The sequence below is a fragment of the Actinospineispora spinosispora DSM 44797 genome, from assembly GCF_000429025.1.
GTDB classification, from domain to species: domain Bacteria; phylum Actinomycetota; class Actinomycetes; order Mycobacteriales; family Pseudonocardiaceae; genus Pseudonocardia; species Pseudonocardia spinosispora.
The window spans coordinates 22,216-38,689 of record NZ_AUBB01000051.1 but is presented as its reverse complement, the minus strand read 5'-3'; the positions used below and the strand labels follow the sequence as shown (position 1 = coordinate 38,689).

General features: G+C 69.7%; 14 protein-coding genes. All 14 read right to left on the bottom strand.

Going from position 1 to position 16,474, the window contains the following annotated elements; all coding sequences use genetic code 11:
- Window positions 1–65: 65 nt before the first annotated feature.
- The 14 genes from G406_RS48630 to G406_RS48600 are packed head-to-tail and all read right to left on the bottom strand — an operon-like array spanning window position 66 to window position 16,474.
- Window positions 66–989, bottom strand: a complete 924-nt coding sequence (locus G406_RS48630; protein ID WP_051342460.1) for a right-handed parallel beta-helix repeat-containing protein — start codon at window positions 987–989, stop codon at window positions 66–68.
- Window positions 986–2,086, bottom strand: coding sequence for an alpha/beta fold hydrolase (locus G406_RS48625; RefSeq protein WP_051342459.1), 1,101 nt, complete (start codon window positions 2,084–2,086; stop codon window positions 986–988). The genes G406_RS48630 and G406_RS48625 overlap by 4 nt, the downstream gene beginning before the upstream one ends.
- Entirely contained in the window at window positions 2,083–2,208 is a 126-nt protein-coding gene (locus G406_RS59430; RefSeq protein WP_281172504.1) for a hypothetical protein, read from the bottom strand. Before G406_RS59430 ends, G406_RS48625 begins: the two co-directional genes overlap by 4 nt.
- A complete protein-coding gene (locus G406_RS55995; protein WP_084216273.1) occupies window positions 2,205–3,236 on the bottom strand; it encodes a right-handed parallel beta-helix repeat-containing protein in 1,032 nt (343 codons plus the stop codon). Before G406_RS55995 ends, G406_RS59430 begins: the two co-directional genes overlap by 4 nt.
- Window positions 3,233–3,925, bottom strand: a complete 693-nt coding sequence (locus tag G406_RS57120) for a hypothetical protein (RefSeq protein WP_028935354.1) — start codon at window positions 3,923–3,925, stop codon at window positions 3,233–3,235. Before G406_RS57120 ends, G406_RS55995 begins: the two co-directional genes overlap by 4 nt.
- 59 nt (window positions 3,926–3,984) lie before the next feature.
- Complete coding sequence (locus G406_RS0121205) at window positions 3,985–4,689, bottom strand: hypothetical protein (RefSeq protein ID WP_156935049.1); 705 nt, start codon at window positions 4,687–4,689, stop codon at window positions 3,985–3,987.
- Window positions 4,686–6,467: a hypothetical protein gene (locus G406_RS0121200; RefSeq protein ID WP_028935352.1), complete on the bottom strand. Its 1,782-nt coding sequence runs from the start codon at window positions 6,465–6,467 to the stop codon at window positions 4,686–4,688. The genes G406_RS0121205 and G406_RS0121200 overlap by 4 nt, the downstream gene beginning before the upstream one ends.
- Before the next feature lie 47 nt (window positions 6,468–6,514).
- Window positions 6,515–7,420, bottom strand: coding sequence for a hypothetical protein (locus G406_RS0121195; RefSeq protein WP_028935351.1), 906 nt, complete (start codon window positions 7,418–7,420; stop codon window positions 6,515–6,517).
- Window positions 7,421–7,466: 46 nt separating this feature from the next.
- The gene (locus G406_RS54310) at window positions 7,467–9,401 is read right to left on the bottom strand and encodes a hypothetical protein (protein ID WP_156935048.1); all 1,935 of its coding nucleotides are present in this window, start codon (window positions 9,399–9,401) and stop codon (window positions 7,467–7,469) included.
- 45 nt (window positions 9,402–9,446) lie between these two features.
- On the bottom strand, window positions 9,447–10,490 hold the full coding sequence (locus G406_RS0121185; RefSeq protein WP_051342455.1) for a C40 family peptidase: 1,044 nt from the start codon (window positions 10,488–10,490) through the stop codon (window positions 9,447–9,449).
- A complete protein-coding gene (locus G406_RS54305; protein ID WP_051342454.1) occupies window positions 10,487–11,053 on the bottom strand; it encodes a hypothetical protein in 567 nt (188 codons plus the stop codon). Before G406_RS54305 ends, G406_RS0121185 begins: the two co-directional genes overlap by 4 nt.
- Window positions 11,050–13,143 carry a hypothetical protein gene (locus G406_RS0121175; protein WP_028935349.1) on the bottom strand — a complete coding sequence of 698 codons (2,094 nt, stop codon included), beginning with the start codon at window positions 13,141–13,143 and terminating at the stop codon, window positions 11,050–11,052. Before G406_RS0121175 ends, G406_RS54305 begins: the two co-directional genes overlap by 4 nt.
- Window positions 13,143–16,070, bottom strand: coding sequence for an ATP-binding protein (locus G406_RS48605; protein ID WP_051342453.1), 2,928 nt, complete (start codon window positions 16,068–16,070; stop codon window positions 13,143–13,145). The genes G406_RS0121175 and G406_RS48605 overlap by 1 nt, the downstream gene beginning before the upstream one ends.
- The gene (locus G406_RS48600; RefSeq protein WP_051342452.1) at window positions 16,067–16,474 is read right to left on the bottom strand and encodes a hypothetical protein; all 408 of its coding nucleotides are present in this window, start codon (window positions 16,472–16,474) and stop codon (window positions 16,067–16,069) included. The genes G406_RS48605 and G406_RS48600 overlap by 4 nt, the downstream gene beginning before the upstream one ends.

Sequence of the window (16,474 nt, the reverse complement as noted above, 5' to 3'; positions counted from 1 at the left end):
AGCAGGACCAGGGACGATCACGATGATCACCGACAACAACCCCGCGGCCACCGAACCCACCATGCTCACCAGCCAACCCCGAGACCAGGACCCCAACCAGCCGCGAGCAACCGGACAGAGGAGACCCCTGACCTCCCAGACGGGGCGGCTACCGACGTCACCAACTCCCGTCCCCGACCCCAGATAACCTCCTTGACGTCGATGTTCTCGGCGGTGATGTTGCGAAACGTGTTGGCGATGGCCTTGTTGTTGTCCGACTTGTCCGGTTTGCCGCCGGACTTCTTCGCCCAGTTCGACTTCGCAGTCCCGAAGTAGAGTCCCTCACCGAACTGCGGATCACCCTTGCCGGTGTCGTGGATGACCGAGTTCTGCACGACGTTGCTCGTGGAGAAGTTGAGCAGGTGGACGGCTTCCTGGCCGGTGTTGCCGACATCGAGCCCTGAGATCAGGCTGTGGCTGGTCCGATCGGCCATGACGCCTTTCTGCCCGCCGGTGACGGAGAACCCGACAAGCTGCCAGTAGCTCGCGCCGTTGAGGTGCAGCGTGTAGCCGCTGGCGAGGTCACCACCATCGAGCACGGCCTTGCGGGAGCCTTTGAGGGTGATCGGGTTGCCCTGCTGCCCGGCAGTGTTGATGACGAACTTGCCGCTGTAGGTGCCGTCCGCCATCTCGATCGTCTGCCCCGGCTGAGCTGCCGACAACGCCGAGGTCAGCGACGCCGCATCAGTGACCCGGACCGTGCCGCCCCGGCCCTGAATGACCGTCGCCGCGCTCACCGGAACCGACGCATCGACCGCACTGGGACTGTTTCTCGACAGTCCGGCAGATGGCACCGGTGAGGCCTGCGGGACGGCGGGCACCGTGACGGTGCTGGGCGCGCTCGCGGGCAACTCGGGCTGCTCGACGCCGGTCCCCGGGCCGGGCACGATGATCACGATCGTCGACAGGACAGCGCCGAGACGCGCGACGAGGACCTCCTGGACGCTCACCGCGACTGGTCCACCTGTTGAGCACCCCGCGCGCCCTGGACGCCGAACAGCGCGGGCCAGGCCAGGGGAGAGGCGAACATGGCGTCGCTCTCATGCGCGACCCCGGGAATCGCCACGCGGCTGTGCGGAGCGTTCGGTGCGATCTTGCGGATGTAGGCGAGGTAGTTCTCGCTGCGCACCGCCCGGTTCGGGCCTTGCAGGTTCGCACCGCAGTCGGTGTCCAGATCCCCGTTATCGACCGTGTCATCACTGCCGCCCAGGATGGTGACCTGCCGAGAGGTGTAGTTCGCCGCCGCCTGGGCGGGGGTGACAGTGGCGGGATAGCCGGTTCGGCCGGCCATGCCGTACTTGTACTGGTTGTAGTCCGCACACGAGCCACCCGACGGGACGGTGAACTGCTTGCCTTGGGGGCGGGTGGCGTCGAAGTAGACGAACGACGACGGGTTGGCGACCACATAGTTGATCGCCACACCGGCTAGGGCGTTTGGGGCTTTGCCGAAGGCGGCGTAGCGCTGGGTGAACTGCCCGCCGGCGGAATGCCCGGCCAGGGTGATCCGCTTCAGATTCGGGAATCGCTTCTTGTCGGCCAGGGTGGCCATCACCTGGTCCATCACGGCGAAGCTCGACAGGCTGGACGGGGCGCCGGGGGTGCCGGCTTTCCACGCGTCGTTGACCCACACCCCTTCCTTGCCGGCGGGTTTGTCCTCGCTGGTCTTGAACCACGGCGCCACCACCAGCGTCCGATCCGCAACACCGGCCTTGCTCGCGGCGCTCATCATCGAGGCGAAGTAGCCGGCGGCGTTGCGCCCCGTTCCGTGGATGACCACCACTGCCTGGGTCGGGGTGGTGGAGCCGGTCATGGGGAAGTTGCGATAGAGCTGCAGCTGCCAGCCCCCGCTGCCGGCGACCTCTTCGCTGCACTTGCTGCCGGTGGAACCACACGCTGCCGGCATCGGCGCGTGACTACCGTCGACGAGCCGCAGCGTGGCTGTGCTTCCTGGACGTGGTGTGGCTGGGTCGGTGTGGGCGCAGGCCAGCAGCGCGGTCAGCGCCAGCGCCGAGCCGACGAGCAGCGGACGAGCCCGCGGGGTCTTCACCGCTCACCCCCAGGTGCTGAGCCCGGATCGGCGGGGCGTTGGCGGCGGGTGGTCGGGTGGGTGGCGAGCAGCCAGCCGAGGAACTCGCTGATGGCCACCACGAAATGCTCGAGCACGATCATGGGCCCCCCTGCGGATCGGGACCTTGGTAGCCCTGTTTGGAGTTCTCCGACATGCCGACGTCGGCTTTGACCCCGACGAGTTTGTTGCCGCCGACCTTGGCGCCGGTGGAGTTGATGTCCAACCCGATGGCCTTGTCGGCTTTGCCGACGAACTCGTTGTCGCGGATCTTCGCGTTCTGGATGGCCTCGAACATCAACGCCTGACCGGCGCTGAAGCGGCAGTAGTTGTTGGTGATGGTCCAGTCCTCGGACTTGCCCGGGCCGCCACCACCATCACCGACGTCGCCGGGGCCTTCGGCCATGATGCATTGGTTGTCGATGTTGTCGCAGCGGTTGCCATCGACCAGCAGATGCGAAGTCGGTGGGCCGCCGCCGCTGGTGAAGGTCTGCATGCAGTCCGCGTGCGCGCCACCGCCGCCGGGGTTGATGTCGGTGATGGTGTTGTGCAGGATTTTCAGGTTGTCCCCGAAGAACCGCAGACCGTCGAAGTCACCGCCGGTGGGGTGTTTGACCGTGTTGTTCTGCACGGTGATGTATTTCCCGCTGATCTCGATACCCGGCGCCGAGGCACCGACCACCTGGAATCCGTCCACGGTCACGTTGCTGGCCTTCACCGTGATGCCCTTGACCACGGTCTTGCCGTTCCCGACCACCGTCACCGGCTGGGCCGGGCTGGGCCCGCCCTTGGTGACGGTCAACCGGGTCGAGGCCAGATCGGCCGTGACACAGATACGGTCTCCGCCCGCCGCGCTACTCAACGCCTGGCTCAGGGCATCGGGGGTGGCGACCTGCTTGGTGCAGCTGCTCAACGACGGTGCGGCCACCGCGGTCCGGGCCACCGTGGTCCCGCCCGTCACCGCGCTGCTTGGTGTGGTGGCGTTTGTCGGAGTGCCGGTGGTCGCTGGTGTCGCGGAGGACTGCGCCTGAGTGCCTGGAGTGGTGGTCGTGCCTGGCTCGGGGGCTGGGCCGGGCACGACCACGATGATGGCCGCCAGCACCGGAGCGGCCGCGGCGGCGAGGCTGATCATGTCGATGGGGTCCGCAGCAGGACCGGCACGTCGCTGGTGCTGATTCCGGTGGCGTCAAAGATGCGGATGCGCAGGGCCAGGGCTGAGGAGTACCGGTTGACCGAGAACGCGACCCACCCCTTGACCTCTTGGCCATCCGCGACCTGTTCGGGTAGCGGTGGGTGGCCGGCCGCGCGCATGGCGGCGGTGATGTCGGTGTCGGTGAGCGGGCAGTTGCGGTCGATCAACCACGAGCCCCCGGCGGGCCGGAACGCGACCATCGACAGGGAGCGCTGCGCGCGGGGCCCGTGGGCCTTCGGGCGCACCGTGATCGACACCAGCACGATCGTCTCACTCGGGATCACCGCTCGCGGCGGGATCGGGAAGTCGGTGATCACCTCATCGGCCGTCACCCATTCACCCTCGGACCCGACGCCCGACCCGAGCGGTGCTGGTGTGGACTCCAGCCTCGACAGAGGAGCCTGCTCCGGAGCCGAGACCGCGAAGGGCACCGGGCCGTCCATGACCGCACACGGGCCCACCGAGTTCTGAGGTGTCGGGGCAGGCGGGCCGGCTGCTGGCGGGGCGGGCGAACAGCCCGCCAGCACCGCGGCCAGCACGAACACCGTCACGGCCTGAACACCACCGGTGATCAGCGGCTGGCGCGACCCTGCGTGAACGGTCGGTTCGGTTGGTCGAGTGAGCGTCATGTCTCCTGCACCTTCATGAAGGTCGTCAGCGCTTGCCGCTGTAGTGGTGGCGGGCCGGGTCACGGCGTGGGTTTCCGCAGCAGCACCGGTGCCTCGCTGTCGCCGTATCCGCTGTCGTCTCCGATCTGGGCTCGCAGGATCAAGGCCGAGGAGTCCCGGTTGACCGAGAACGCGAGCCATCCGCTCACCTCGTGCCCCTCGGCGACCTTCTCCGGGAGCGGCTGATGTCCCGTGGCGCGCATCGCCGCGGTTACTTCCGGGTTGTGGAGTGGGCAGTTGTGATCGACCAGCACCGCGCCGCCGGCGGGTCGGATAGCGATCATCGACAGGGAGCGGTTCGGGCGCGGCCCGCCGGCCTCGGTACGCGCGGTGACTGAGGCCAACACGATCGCCTGGTGCGGACTGGCTACTCGTGGCGGGATCGGGAAGTCGGTGATCACCTGGTCGACCGTCAGCGTGTCGCCCTGGTGGCCGATGCCGGCGTTGAGCGGGGTGGGTTTCGAGTCCAACCGCGACAGCGGCGCACCCTGCGGGGTGGAGGTCGGCGGATCGTCCTCCACCACGCATTTCCCGATCGTGTCCTGAAGCGCCGGGGCCCCGGCGGCCGGGGCTCGGGTGGCCGAGATGTCGGCGGCCCGCGCGTCGCCGGAGCCGCGGGCCAGTACCGCCACCAGAACGAACACCGTCGCGGCGGCGTGGCACCCGCAAGTGCTCAACAGTCGGCGCGACCGAGCCGAGGTTGCCGCTGCTCGAACAAGGCTCATTGCGCACACACCTTCGTGACGTCGGCGCGCGCCGCTCGCGTGCCGGTGACCAGTAGGAACGTCACGACCAGGGCGAGTGGCCCGCAGGTCGCGGTGACCGTGAGCAGAGGGCTGGGGCTGGCGCCGCCGTAGGAGAGCGGGTCGGACGCGGCGACTGCGGCCACGAGCCCGATGGCCGGCAGCCGCGACAACAACACCAACCCCGCGCCGAGCCTCGCGGTCGATCCCGGGGTGCCGCGTCCGGCCGTAGCCAGAAACAGGCCAACCGCCGCTGCCGGGGAGATCCACAACAGCACCGCCGAGTAGGGGTCGAGTGACCCGGGGATCAGCCCGAGCGTGCCGATGCAGACACCGACCTGCAGCGCGCCCGCCGGGACCGCCACCCACAACAGATACGCCCACCACCGCCGACCAGATGCGTGGTGCGCCGGCTGCCACTGGCCAGGGTCGCGCACGAGCGAGACCAGCAGCGCGGCGATGAACACGGCCGGGATGAGACCGGCCAAGACATTCAGCCAGTAGTACGACGGCACCGGCGCTTCCTGGGTGGAGAAGAACACCCCGGTCACGACCGATGGGACCAGCAGCGCCGCGGCCGCGACCCCGCTGGCGCGCCGGCGCCGCTGAACCAACGCCACCAGCGTGAACAGCTGCACCACCGTGGGCAGCCACAACGGCCAGCCCGGCCCGATCGCGGCCAGGAACACCCCGCGCACCGCGCTGCCCACCACGAACAGCACGAACTGGGCGAGGGAGACCCCGACTAGCGCGCACAGCCCGACCAGCGCGGCGAACCGCATCCACCCCGGCCGCGCACCCCCGGCGCGAGCGCCAAGACTGCTCGACAACGCCTCGTGCTCCACTGCGGTGTTCAGGTCTTCGCTATGATCGTTCGTCATCACACCCGCACCTGCCCGACCTGGACAGTGCGGGCGGCGTGCAGGCCCGCGACCAGTAGGGCGCCCGCGAGCAGTGCGACCGGGCCGCAGGTCAACGCGACCGCGACGGCCGGGGGAAGACCAGTGCCGCCGTTGAAGTAGTAGGTCTCGATCGCTGGGCCGGCCGTGGCGACCAGGGTGTGTGGCAGCTGCGCGAGCAGGACCAGGGCGAAACCCGATGCGCCACCCGTAGCGTGGGGCGCCTGGGCCGACTGCCAGGAGGAACAGGGCGCCGGCGGCGAGGGGCCCGACCCATAGCACCAGCGCGCTGTAGGGGTTGAGCACCGGCGTCGCCAGGAACGCCAGCGCCCCGTAGGCCGCGGCGACTTCCAGCGCTCCCGCGGGGAGGGCGACGTACAGCAGCCACGGCCACAACACGCCCTCACCCACAACCCTCGTGCGCGAGCTGTGGTCGGTCTGCCAGTAGCCGCGATGACGCACCAGACACGCCAGCATCACCGCGACGAACAGCCCAAGGATCATCTTGGTCAGCGACAGTGCCCAGTAGAACAAGGGCACCGAAGTGCCGTCCTGGATGAAGAACAGCAGGTCCCGCACCACCGGGGGCACCATCAACGTGGCGGCCGCGACGCCGGTGGTTCGGCGGTGCCGCCCGGCCAGCGCCACCACCGCGAACAGCGCGGTCGCGAGCTGGGTCCACAACGACCAGCTCGAGAACAACCGGTAGGAAAGCTCATCCAGCGAAGGCGTGTTCGCCAGATACCCCGCCAGATACAGAGCGGTGGTACCGGTCAGGGCGCACAGCCCGACCGGGGCAGCGAACGCCGCGATGCCCGGCAGCCGCGAGATCACCGAGGGCGGGGCGTCGGTCAACGACATAGCAAGTTCCTCCAGGTGATGGCGTGGCGAGTGGTGGTTCACGGGGGTCACACCGTCTCGGCGTGGACGCCGGGCTTGCGGCGCTTGCGCGCGGCGCTGATCAGGGCGCTGACCAGGGCGCTGAGGATGGGGATGGCCAGTGGCCAGCAGGCGTCGATGGTCATCCGCAACGGCGAGCGCGTGGGGTCCAGGCCGTGGCCGTCCTGCAGCAGCTCGGACGCGGTCGTGAAGCAGGTGTAGCCGCAGAACGGCAACCAGCACAGCAGCACCACCGCGTAGCCGACACCCCGCATCGCGCGGGACAGGCCCTTGTCGACCACCAGCTCATACAGGCCGAGCGCGACGACCGCGCCCATCACCGAGGCCACCGGGAGATAGAGCGCGTTGTTCGGAAACGACATGACCATCGGGATCAGCACCGTCACGGCCAGCTGCGCCACCGCCGCCGGCACAACCAACCCAGCAACGCATCGACGACGGGTCAGGGCCCCGACCGGCGCGATCGCGGTGGTCCAGTAGGTGCGGTCACCGATCAGGTAGGCCAGCGCGGCCAGCTCGGGCAACACGGTCAGGATGTTCAGTCCGAACATCGACCACACCATCGAGGCGAGGAAAATGCTCTGGGGGATGAACATCCACGTGCTGACCAGCATCGCCGGCAGCAACAACGCCGCGCACACCCCGGTGAACCGCCGGTGGCGGCCGACGAACGCGAACAGCAGGATCGCCTGCAACGCGGGCCACAGCCACGCCAACAGCCACGGGCTGAGAATGTCCGAGTCTGTCGTGACCTTGTTGCTGACGGAGATGGCGAAGAACGCCAGGTAGGTACCGACCGAGCCGCATACGCTCGCGGTAGCGACGAACTGGGCCACGCGCCGTCCGCGTGCAGCCGCGCGGACGCTCGGGGATGTGTCCAGGAAGTCCGGTGTCGGGTTGTGGGGCTCGGTCATGTCTGAGGTTCCGTTTCTCGAGCGGCAAGAGCTGGTGAGGGGTGGGTTAGGGGCGGCGTTGTGCATCGGAGCCGGCGCCGGGGATGTGGCAGGTGCCGTTGCTGGTGATCGGCCCGGCCATCACCGGCTCGTTGGGTGGCGGGTCGGCGATCGCGGTGGCGGAGTTGGAGGTGATCCGGTTCATGCACGCATCCGAGGCGGCTTTCGAGCCGCCCTGCCCGTCGACCCACATGTCCAGATGGCCGTCTGTGCCGGAGGGGGCGGGGCTGGCGCCGGAGTCCTCGACGATCACGTAGCGCTTGACCGAGGGCAGATAGAACTTCGCACCCGGTTTGAACGCCATGTTGTCGCTGCTGCCCGGGCTGGCCACCGTGATCGGATCCGCGTAAGTGCCGGTCCCGCCGGCCTTCTGGTGCACGATCGGATGGCTCACCGTCGCCGAGCCGGGCGGGGTGTTGTCCTGGAACGAGTAGCCGGTCAGCCAAATCTTCAACGGCTTCCCACCACCCTGACCCGCTGGTCCGGCCTGGCTGATCTGACCATTCCCGCTGGTCTGGCCGTTCCGGTTGGTCGAGGACGTCGCCTGCTCAGAACCACCCGAGGCCGAGGCCGGGTCGGAATCCGACGTGGAGGAGCTCGACGAGGACTGCCCAGAAGACGACTCGCTACCGCTGGTGGAGCTGTCGGTCTGCTGGTCCGACTGACCGTTGGTAGTGCTGACCCCGGGCGGGACGGATTTGCCGTTGACGGTGTTGGTGGAGATGCCGTCGCCGTCGTCGGTGCCACACACCGTGGTCGAGCCATCCGGGCCCGTGCGGGTGGTGCCGCCGCCGAAGATGCTGTGCAGCAGCTCGGCGACCACGCTCAAATTCACACACTGCCCACCGGCGCCCGACGAGCCCACCGACCCCAAGCTCGTCGGCGAACCAGTCGAACCGGTCGAACTCGAGGTCGAGTCGAAGTTGGAGGGTTGGGTGGGCTGGGGAACCGTCACCTGGGGGACCGTCACCTGGGGTGCCGCCTGGACCAGAGGGACCGATACCGACGGCAGCGGCGCTGGCGGGGTGACCTGGGTGCCGCTACCGAGGGCCGGTGTGGAGGTGGAGGGCAGCCCGTTCGTGGTGGTGCCGAGGTTGGTGCCGGTCTGGGGTGCCTCGTTGAGGCAGAACACCGTGCCGGGCGCCGCCGCCGCGACCGCGGCGGGCAGTTGCGCCTGAGACACCGAGAGGCACTGCACCGGCATCATCTGGCTACCCGTCGTACCCAGCGGAGTCACCGGCACCGACGCCGTGGCCCGGCCGCCGGGGTTTGTGAGGACCTGGTTATTCGGGACCGTGCCGGTGCTCGTCCCGTTGCCGGTACCCGTGCTCCCGGTGTCGGTCGTGCCGGCGCTCGTGGTTCCGCCGTTGGTGGTGCCGGTAGACGGTGTGGTGTTCGTGGAGCCGGTCACCGGGCCCGGTTGCACCTTCGGGCCGGTACCCGAGATACCCGGGGTGCCGGATGCGGCTCCCGCGCTGGGTGTCTCGCTCAACGGGGTCGCCGGCGAACCCTGCGTTGAGGAACCGTCGGAGCCTGTGGAGCCGCTGGAATCACTCGAGTCGGACTTGTCCGACTTCTTGGACTTGCCCTTGCCGCCACCCGAGCCGCCGCCGTCGGACTTTCCAGAACCGGAGTCGCCGGAGTCGTCTGAGCCTGAGGACTTCGAGTCGTCGGACTTGGAGCTCGAGTCGCCGGAGTCGTCGTCTTTCTTGGTGGGGCTGTTCCAGCCAGGTAGGGCTGAGCGGGTCTTGGGTGGGGTCGACGGGACGGTCTGAGTGCTGGCCTGCAGCGCGGTGACGACGGGCTTGCGGGGTGGGTCTGAGTCGAGGTTGTGGATCACCCAGGCGGTGGTGGCGATGATGAGGGCGACCGCGACGAACCCGACACGGCCTTTGGTGACGGTGCGGCGGCGTGTGGGCCTTCCTCGGATGGTGGTTTTCACGGTCACGCTCCTTTTCATCGTGGTCAGCCGGTTCTCTGGCGTTGGTCAGGCGGTGGTGGGGGCGGTGGCGCCGGGACGGATGGCGTAGGGCAGCAGTTCGCGTTCACCGGGCGCGCCGCCGGTGGGCAGTCGCACCGCGCGGGTCCGGACCGGAACCCCGGGCTGGGAGGCCTCGATGATCTGATCGCCACCCAACGACATAGCCACGTGATAAACACCGCTGGCCTGCTGGCCATACCCCCAAAACAGCAGGTCACCGGGCTGCAACTGGTCCAGCGGGACGTGCTGGCCGGCGCTGGCTTGGGCGGCGGAGGTACGGGGCAGCTGCACGCCGGCGGCTTTCCAGGCGGTCATGGTCAGCCCGGAACAGTCGAAGGAGTTCGGGCCGGTCGCTCCCCACACATACGGCTTGCCCAGCTGCGCCCGCGCGGTGGTCAGGGCGGTCTGGGCTTGTTCGCTCGCCGCCGCCGCGGCGGGGTTGGTGGCGCAGGTGGCGGGGGAGCCGCCGGCGGCGGCGAGGATGTCGGCGGCCTTTTGTTCCCAGCGTGCGTAGGCCTCGGGGAACGCGGAGCGCTGCACGGTCTGCGCCGCGACGGTCAGGGGCATGGCTTCCCAGCCGGGCACGGCGAGCAGGTGCTGAAAGAACTTCGTCGCCGCGTAACGCGGGTCGCGGACCTGCTCAGGCGTCCCCCACCCGGCAGAGGGGCGCTGTTGGAACAGCCCGAGGGAGTCCCGGTCGCCGTAGGTGAGGTTGCGCAGCCCGGATTCCTGCAGCGCGACCGCGAGGGCGATCCACAGGCCTTTGTCCGGGACCGACATCTCCCGGCCGGTCGCCACGATCGCCGCCGCGTTGGACTGCTGTTCCGCCGTCACCGCCTGACCAGGCGCCGAGGTGCCGGGTGCGGGTGGCGCGGCGACACCGGCGATACAGCCGCCGGTGGGGTTGGGGCTGTCGAGCTGGTCGAGGACGATGCCGAACACCGAGGCCAGCGACAGCACGACCGCGCCGAGCGCGAGCAGGATCCACAGCAGCGCGCGGCGCGCGGTGCGGGAGCGGGCGACGTAGGCGCCGGCGACGAGGAAGGTCATCGCCCACCTGTCGGGGCGACCTCAGTGACCAGCCAATGCCCGCGCCCGGTGGTGTCGACCAGCGACACCTCGATCGCCAGCTGGTCGAGGGGGACCCGCACGGTCGCGGTGCGGTTGGCCGAGCGCAGCAGCTTCGCCGGACCGCTGACCTTCGAGGCGGGCACGGTGGTGGGGTCGACCGTGGGCAGCACGACCTTGCCGTACTCGTCGCTGCACAACGGCTGCAGCCGAGCCAGCCACACCGCCGGATCCACGTCGTGGCGCACCCAGTCGGTGCTGAACCGCGTCGCCACCGCCACCGGCGTCGACGGGACGGCTTCGGGACTTGGCGGGACCGGCACCGGGATCACGGTCGGCTTCGGCGCCACCGACACCGGCGGCGCCGCTACGGGTGCCGGGGCCGGCTGGTGCACGAGGTGGGCGAGGTCGTCGAGGTGGGTCAAAGCGGCGCCCAGACACAGCACGACCGCGGCGATGGTGACGACGCGTCGGGGGCTCCACAGCAGCCAGCGCAGCAGCGGCGCGGCGATGCCCTTCGGCGCGATGGTCGGGGTGCGGTTCATGACGGCCTCGGACGCGGCTGCGGCTCACGACGCGGGGGCTCGGTGGGGCGGGGTTCGCGGAACTCCGGGGTCACCGTCGGTCGCACATACGGGCGGGGCCGGGGGCGGAACACCACCGCGGAGCTGGCGACCGTGGCCTGCGCGCTCGCCGCCGAGCTCACCCGCCGCCCCACCGGGTCAGCGGCCACATCGACACGCCCCTGCAGCCGAGTCGAGGAAGCGGTGGTGGTGCGTGTGGTGCGCGAGGAGGGCCCGGTCGGATCGATCCCACCGGTGCGGGCGCCTCGACCGGCGACCCTGCCCGGCCCACGCGTCGCGCCCTCTTGCCCACCGCCCGCGCCGGACTGACCCGCCCCCACGAACCGGGAACCGGAACCCGCACCGCCACCCGCAACCGGACCAGTACCGGTCCGGTTGCGCCCGGACTGTGCGCGGGGTGCCTTGCCCGACTTCGGGCCCCCGCCAGCGGAGGGGTTACTATCGTCGGCGGGGCCGCCACCCTTGCCCTTGGGCTGGTCGGTGTCGGGCCGCGAGGTGTCCTTGTCGCCGGAGCGTCGTGACCCGCCGTAGGAGCGGTTGGTGAGGTAGTGGCTGGCCAGGACCACGCGCTGGGTGGTGTTCAGCATGCGGCGGCTGGGGCGTGAGGCCGAGGAGATCAGGATCGCCCGGATCGACATGAACGGCCGCACCAGCGCCAGCAGCACGATCGTGATCCCGAGGATGACCAGGGTGACGACCCAGCTGGGGGAGCCGGCGCCGGTGTGGGCCTGGTCGATGCCTTGTTGCCCGACGAGTTTGGTGGCCAGCGCGATCTGCACCAGCCCGGCGACAGAGGCGACCACCCCACCGACGATGACCGCCCCGATGGTCTTGACCGCCTTCTCCAACGTGTCCGGCAAGACCAGGCTGACCAGGCCCAGCAAGGGCGCGGCGACCGGCGACAAGGTCAGGAAGATCAGCAGGCACAGCTGCAGGAACTCGGTGAGGATCTGAAACCAGCACAACGGCGCGACCTGCAACAACGCCAGCAAGCCGGTGGCGGTGCGGGAGTCACCGCGGCCTTGGATGTTGGTGTAGGCGATGACGTCGGAGGACTGCGCGCCCGCAGCGACCTGCTTCCAGGCATTGCCCTTGTCGGTCAGCAGTTTCTGGGTGTCTTTGCCCGCGGACAGCTGTTCGGCGACGCTGATCGACTGGTTGATGTAGAGCTGGTTGGCCAGCTCCTCGCTACCGTGGCTGCCGACTTCCCCCGCGCGCCATGCTGGCCACAACAACCCGTTGAAAATCATGTCCCGGGGGCCGCGCACCGGGTCAAAGTCCATCTGCTCACCAAGAGCCTGACTCGCCGAGTCCAGCGCGCCGGTGACCGACTCGCGCAGCGCGGTCGACAGCTGCGCGCCGCCGCCGAAGGACAGGGCCGAGACGGCCAGCGCGACGATCATCAGTGCGCCGCGGTTCAGGACCGCGCCGGCGTCCCCGCGCCTAGCTGCCAGCAGGGTGGCCATCGCGGCCAGTGCGAGGGCAACGCCGGCCCAGGGGGAGAACAACACCCCGTAGAGGGCGGTGGAGGTGCTGGATGCCGCCGCGCTGATCGGTGCCGGGTCGATCGGCGACAACGGCCCCGGCTGAGCATGCTCAGGCGCGGTCAGCTGGTGCAGCCCGCTGTAGAGGGCCAGGGAGTCGACCGCGATCGACAGGAAGAAGTTGCCGAACAAGGTGTCCGAGGCCGCCCCCGGGTCGCGGATCGCGCCGCCACATCCGAGGTCGAAGGTGGCCCACTTCAGCCCGCCGTAGCCGTAGGTGGAATAGCGCGAGTTACCGCCCCCGGCCATCAGGATGTTCGGATCGAACGTCCCGGCAAGACCGGCGTCCGGCGCGGCGGGCACCGGTGGGCTCTTGCAGTCATCGAACGGCGGGAACGCCCACGCGGTCCCTAGGGACAGCAGCAGAGTTCCGCTGAGCACGCCGAGGACTAGAGCCAGCTTCGCTACCTCGGTGATCGCCCGGGGGGCCAGCCGGCGCCGCCGTGCTGGTGCGCGGCGCGAGCTGGCCGGCCGGGTGGTCTCAGGTGAGCTCGTGATGGCGTTCATTAGCGGTCGCCCGCTCGGACGGCGTTGGTGTCCAGGGCGTGGCGTAGTCCGGCGAGGTGTTCGCCGGAGGTGTCGAGGCGGACTTGTTCGCAGTAGTCGCCCGAGCGCCACAGGAACTCTCGGGGTGCGTCGGCGGCCATGCCGTCGATCTCGGACAGCCCGCCGCCGGACAGTTGTCCGAGTTGGGTTTCGTAGCCGATCCCGGTCGGGACCCGCAGCAGTCGCAGCGCGTTGGCCTGGGCCTGCTCGTCGGAGGTGCGTCCGACGAACACGTCGTGACAGAGGGCGGCGAGGCCGCTTTCGTCTCCGCCGAGGCGCAGGACGTCGCTGGCGAGCTGGCCGGCGATCAGGACCCGGCAGCGGAACTTGCGGTTGTCTCGGGCGAACTGGGTGATCAGGGTGCGCCCGGAGGCGGTCATGGACAGCCAGCGCAGCTCGTCGAGCCCCACCATCTTCGGCGCCTGCCGCGGCAGCCGATACACCCGCCGATACGCCAACCACGACGCCAGATGCATCAGCGGCAGGCTCAGCTGCTCATCCAACCCCCAGTCCTGCTGATCCACCCCTTCCCGCGGAAGGGTCAGGCCTCGGGTGGACAGGACGAGCAGTCGGTCGGTGTTGGAGTCCCACACTTCGCCGTCAGGCTGGCCCAGCAGCAGCCGGGCGGGGCCGCTGGTCGACAGGATCGGGTCGAGGGACCCGGCGAGTCGCTCACCCTGCTCGCCCTGGGTGCGCAGCGCGGCGAGCACTTCACTCAGATCGTGGGAGGGGTCGGTGCCGACGGCGTGGACTGAGCGCAGCAGTAGTTGTTGGACATCGGAGTCGCGCCGGATCGCGGCGGGCAGGAGTTGGGTGATGATGTCGATGACCAGGGTGATGCGTTGGGCTTCGGCGCTGGCCCAGTCCTGCTCGAACTCCACCCGCCCCTCCGGCCCATCCGGGTAGTGAGCCCGGTGCGGGGTCGGGATCAGGCTGTAGGGGTTCAACGTGCCCGCCGGCGCACTCAACAGATCCACCGCCCGCGCGTAACCCGCCAACTCCGGAAGGCCGGCCAGACGCGTCAGCGGCCCGGAGGGGTCGATCAGGGTGACGAACGCCGACTGCGCGCGTACCGCGTGGAAGGCCAGGGAGCCCATCAGGAAGGTCTTGCCCGCGCCGAGGCCGCCGATGACTGGAGTGAGGCCGGAGCTTTGGCGGGTGTCGATGTCGTGCCACAAATCCCAGGGGATCGGGCGCCCGGAGTGCGCGGCGGTGAAGATCAGCGGGCCGTGGGTGTCGCCGATGATGTCGCTGACCTGCGGCATCGCCGTCGCCAAAAACCCCACCGAGCCGCGGCGGGTATGCGCGCGGGTGGCGAGGGGTTCGCCGGGGATGAACTCGCGCAGCAGGTGGTACTGCGCCTCAGGGTGCTCGACCGAGATCGTGGGGTGATACGCCGCGCGCAGCGTCTCGAGGTGGGCCAGGGCCTCGGCTTCGGTCTCGCCGGCGACCGCGAGGCGCCACCAGCCTTCGAACCGGGCCGAGAGGCCGGTGTGGTCGGTGTCGAGCTCGTCGCGAACCTGGGAAGCCTGCTCGATCTGCCGATGCAACCCCGGCGGCGCCGCCAACCCATGCTCAGACTGGTAATGCCGTTCCTGGGCATCGACCCGGTCGGCGACGCGGCGCAGGGAACGGGCGGCGTGCTCGGAATCGAGCACCCGCATCCGCGCCGACCACTCCACCGGAACCGACAGCGCATCCGGCACCGTCATCCATGGCAGGTCGACCGCGGGCACGTCTAGTTCGCCCATGCGGCCGAGTGAGGCGACCGCGACGTGGCGGGTCATCCGGTGCCCGGCGACCACACCCTGAACTCGCACCGTCGGCGCATACGGTTCGGTGGTCCAGCGGGCGAGCTCGTCGACCGCCGCGAGGTCCTCGGTGTCCCATTGTGTGTGCGGGGCAGCCGGGGCCATCGCGGCCGACGGCAGGCCCATCCCGCAGGAGCGATACAGCAGGTGGGTCATGTCCCCGGCCGACACCGGCCGCCCACCCAACGCCGAATGGGCCATGAGCTGGTCGATCTCGCTGATCTCCGCGTCCATCGCGGCCATCTCCGTATCGACCAGCCGCCCAGCAAGGTTGCGGATGCGGCGCCCGCCCCGGGCGGCCAGGGCATCACCGACGCGACCCAACCGGCCACGCCCACCGCGGACCTCGACACCGAGGTAGACCTCTTTGATCGCCTTCGGCGAGCGCAGCGCATCCCGCTGATGAGCCACCAACCACGAATCCCAACTCACCCCACCCGGCCGATCGGGCAGGGGAGTGGCCCACTGGTCATGGCGACGCGCCCACTCCATCGCCGGATACGGACGCCAGGTGACCCGCCAGTGCAACCACCGGCCGGTGAGCCGGCTCAACGCGAGCCCGATCGCGCCCATCAACGCCTCACGCTCGTGATCCGGGCGCATCGACCAGGCACGTGGGGCCAGGTGGTACCAGGCCATCGTGCCGGTCGAGGTCCGCGCCAAATGCCGGTTGATCCCGCGCAACGCCAGATCCGGGACATAGGCCCCGGCCTCCGGCTCACCCCCGGTCTCCAGATCGCGGGCCGCGCGCAGCGGCGGGACCGACACTTGCGGCGCCGGCGCAACCCACCCGGCGCCGGCGATGGCCGGCGTGGGTCCGTCGGAGTAGCCGCCGTAGCTCATCGAGGAGCCGGGCACAGCGATGGCGGGGATATCTGGGGTGGCAAACGAATGCTGCCCGTAATCGGCTGGGTAATCGGCCTGCTGCGGCAGGTAGTCGCTGCCGTGTCCGGCTGGGTGCTCGACGTAGACGTCGTCCTGCTCGTAGCGCTGCTGGTCGCCTTGTTCGAGCGCCGGGGCCGGGGCGGGTAGCTCGTCGGGTTGCTCCCAGGCGGGGGCCGACGGGGTGGCGGTCATCGCTCATACCTCTTCACCGAGCGGCGCATCTGACGGTCGCTGGGTGTCGGGTAGTGCGCGGTCACCATCACGCTGGTCGGGTTCGGCGCGGCATGGATCGCCTCGCCGCCGGGGCGCGGGGCGGTGATGTTGAGCCACACCATGCGCACCACCGCCGAGACCGGACGCTCGGTGCTGACCAGCCGCATCGTGTAGACCGTGGCGATCGTGGTGCCCACCAGTACGAACATGGTCCCGGTGCTCCCGGCGATGCCCAGCTGCTGGCGCACGATCAGGAACGGCACCACGTATGCGGCCCAGGTGACGTAGGCGACGTAGCGGGCCTGGAACGGGATCGTGCGCCCGGGCGGACCGAGGTAACGGTTCTGCAGGCTGTAGAGGTCATCGTCGCTGCGTACGCGCAT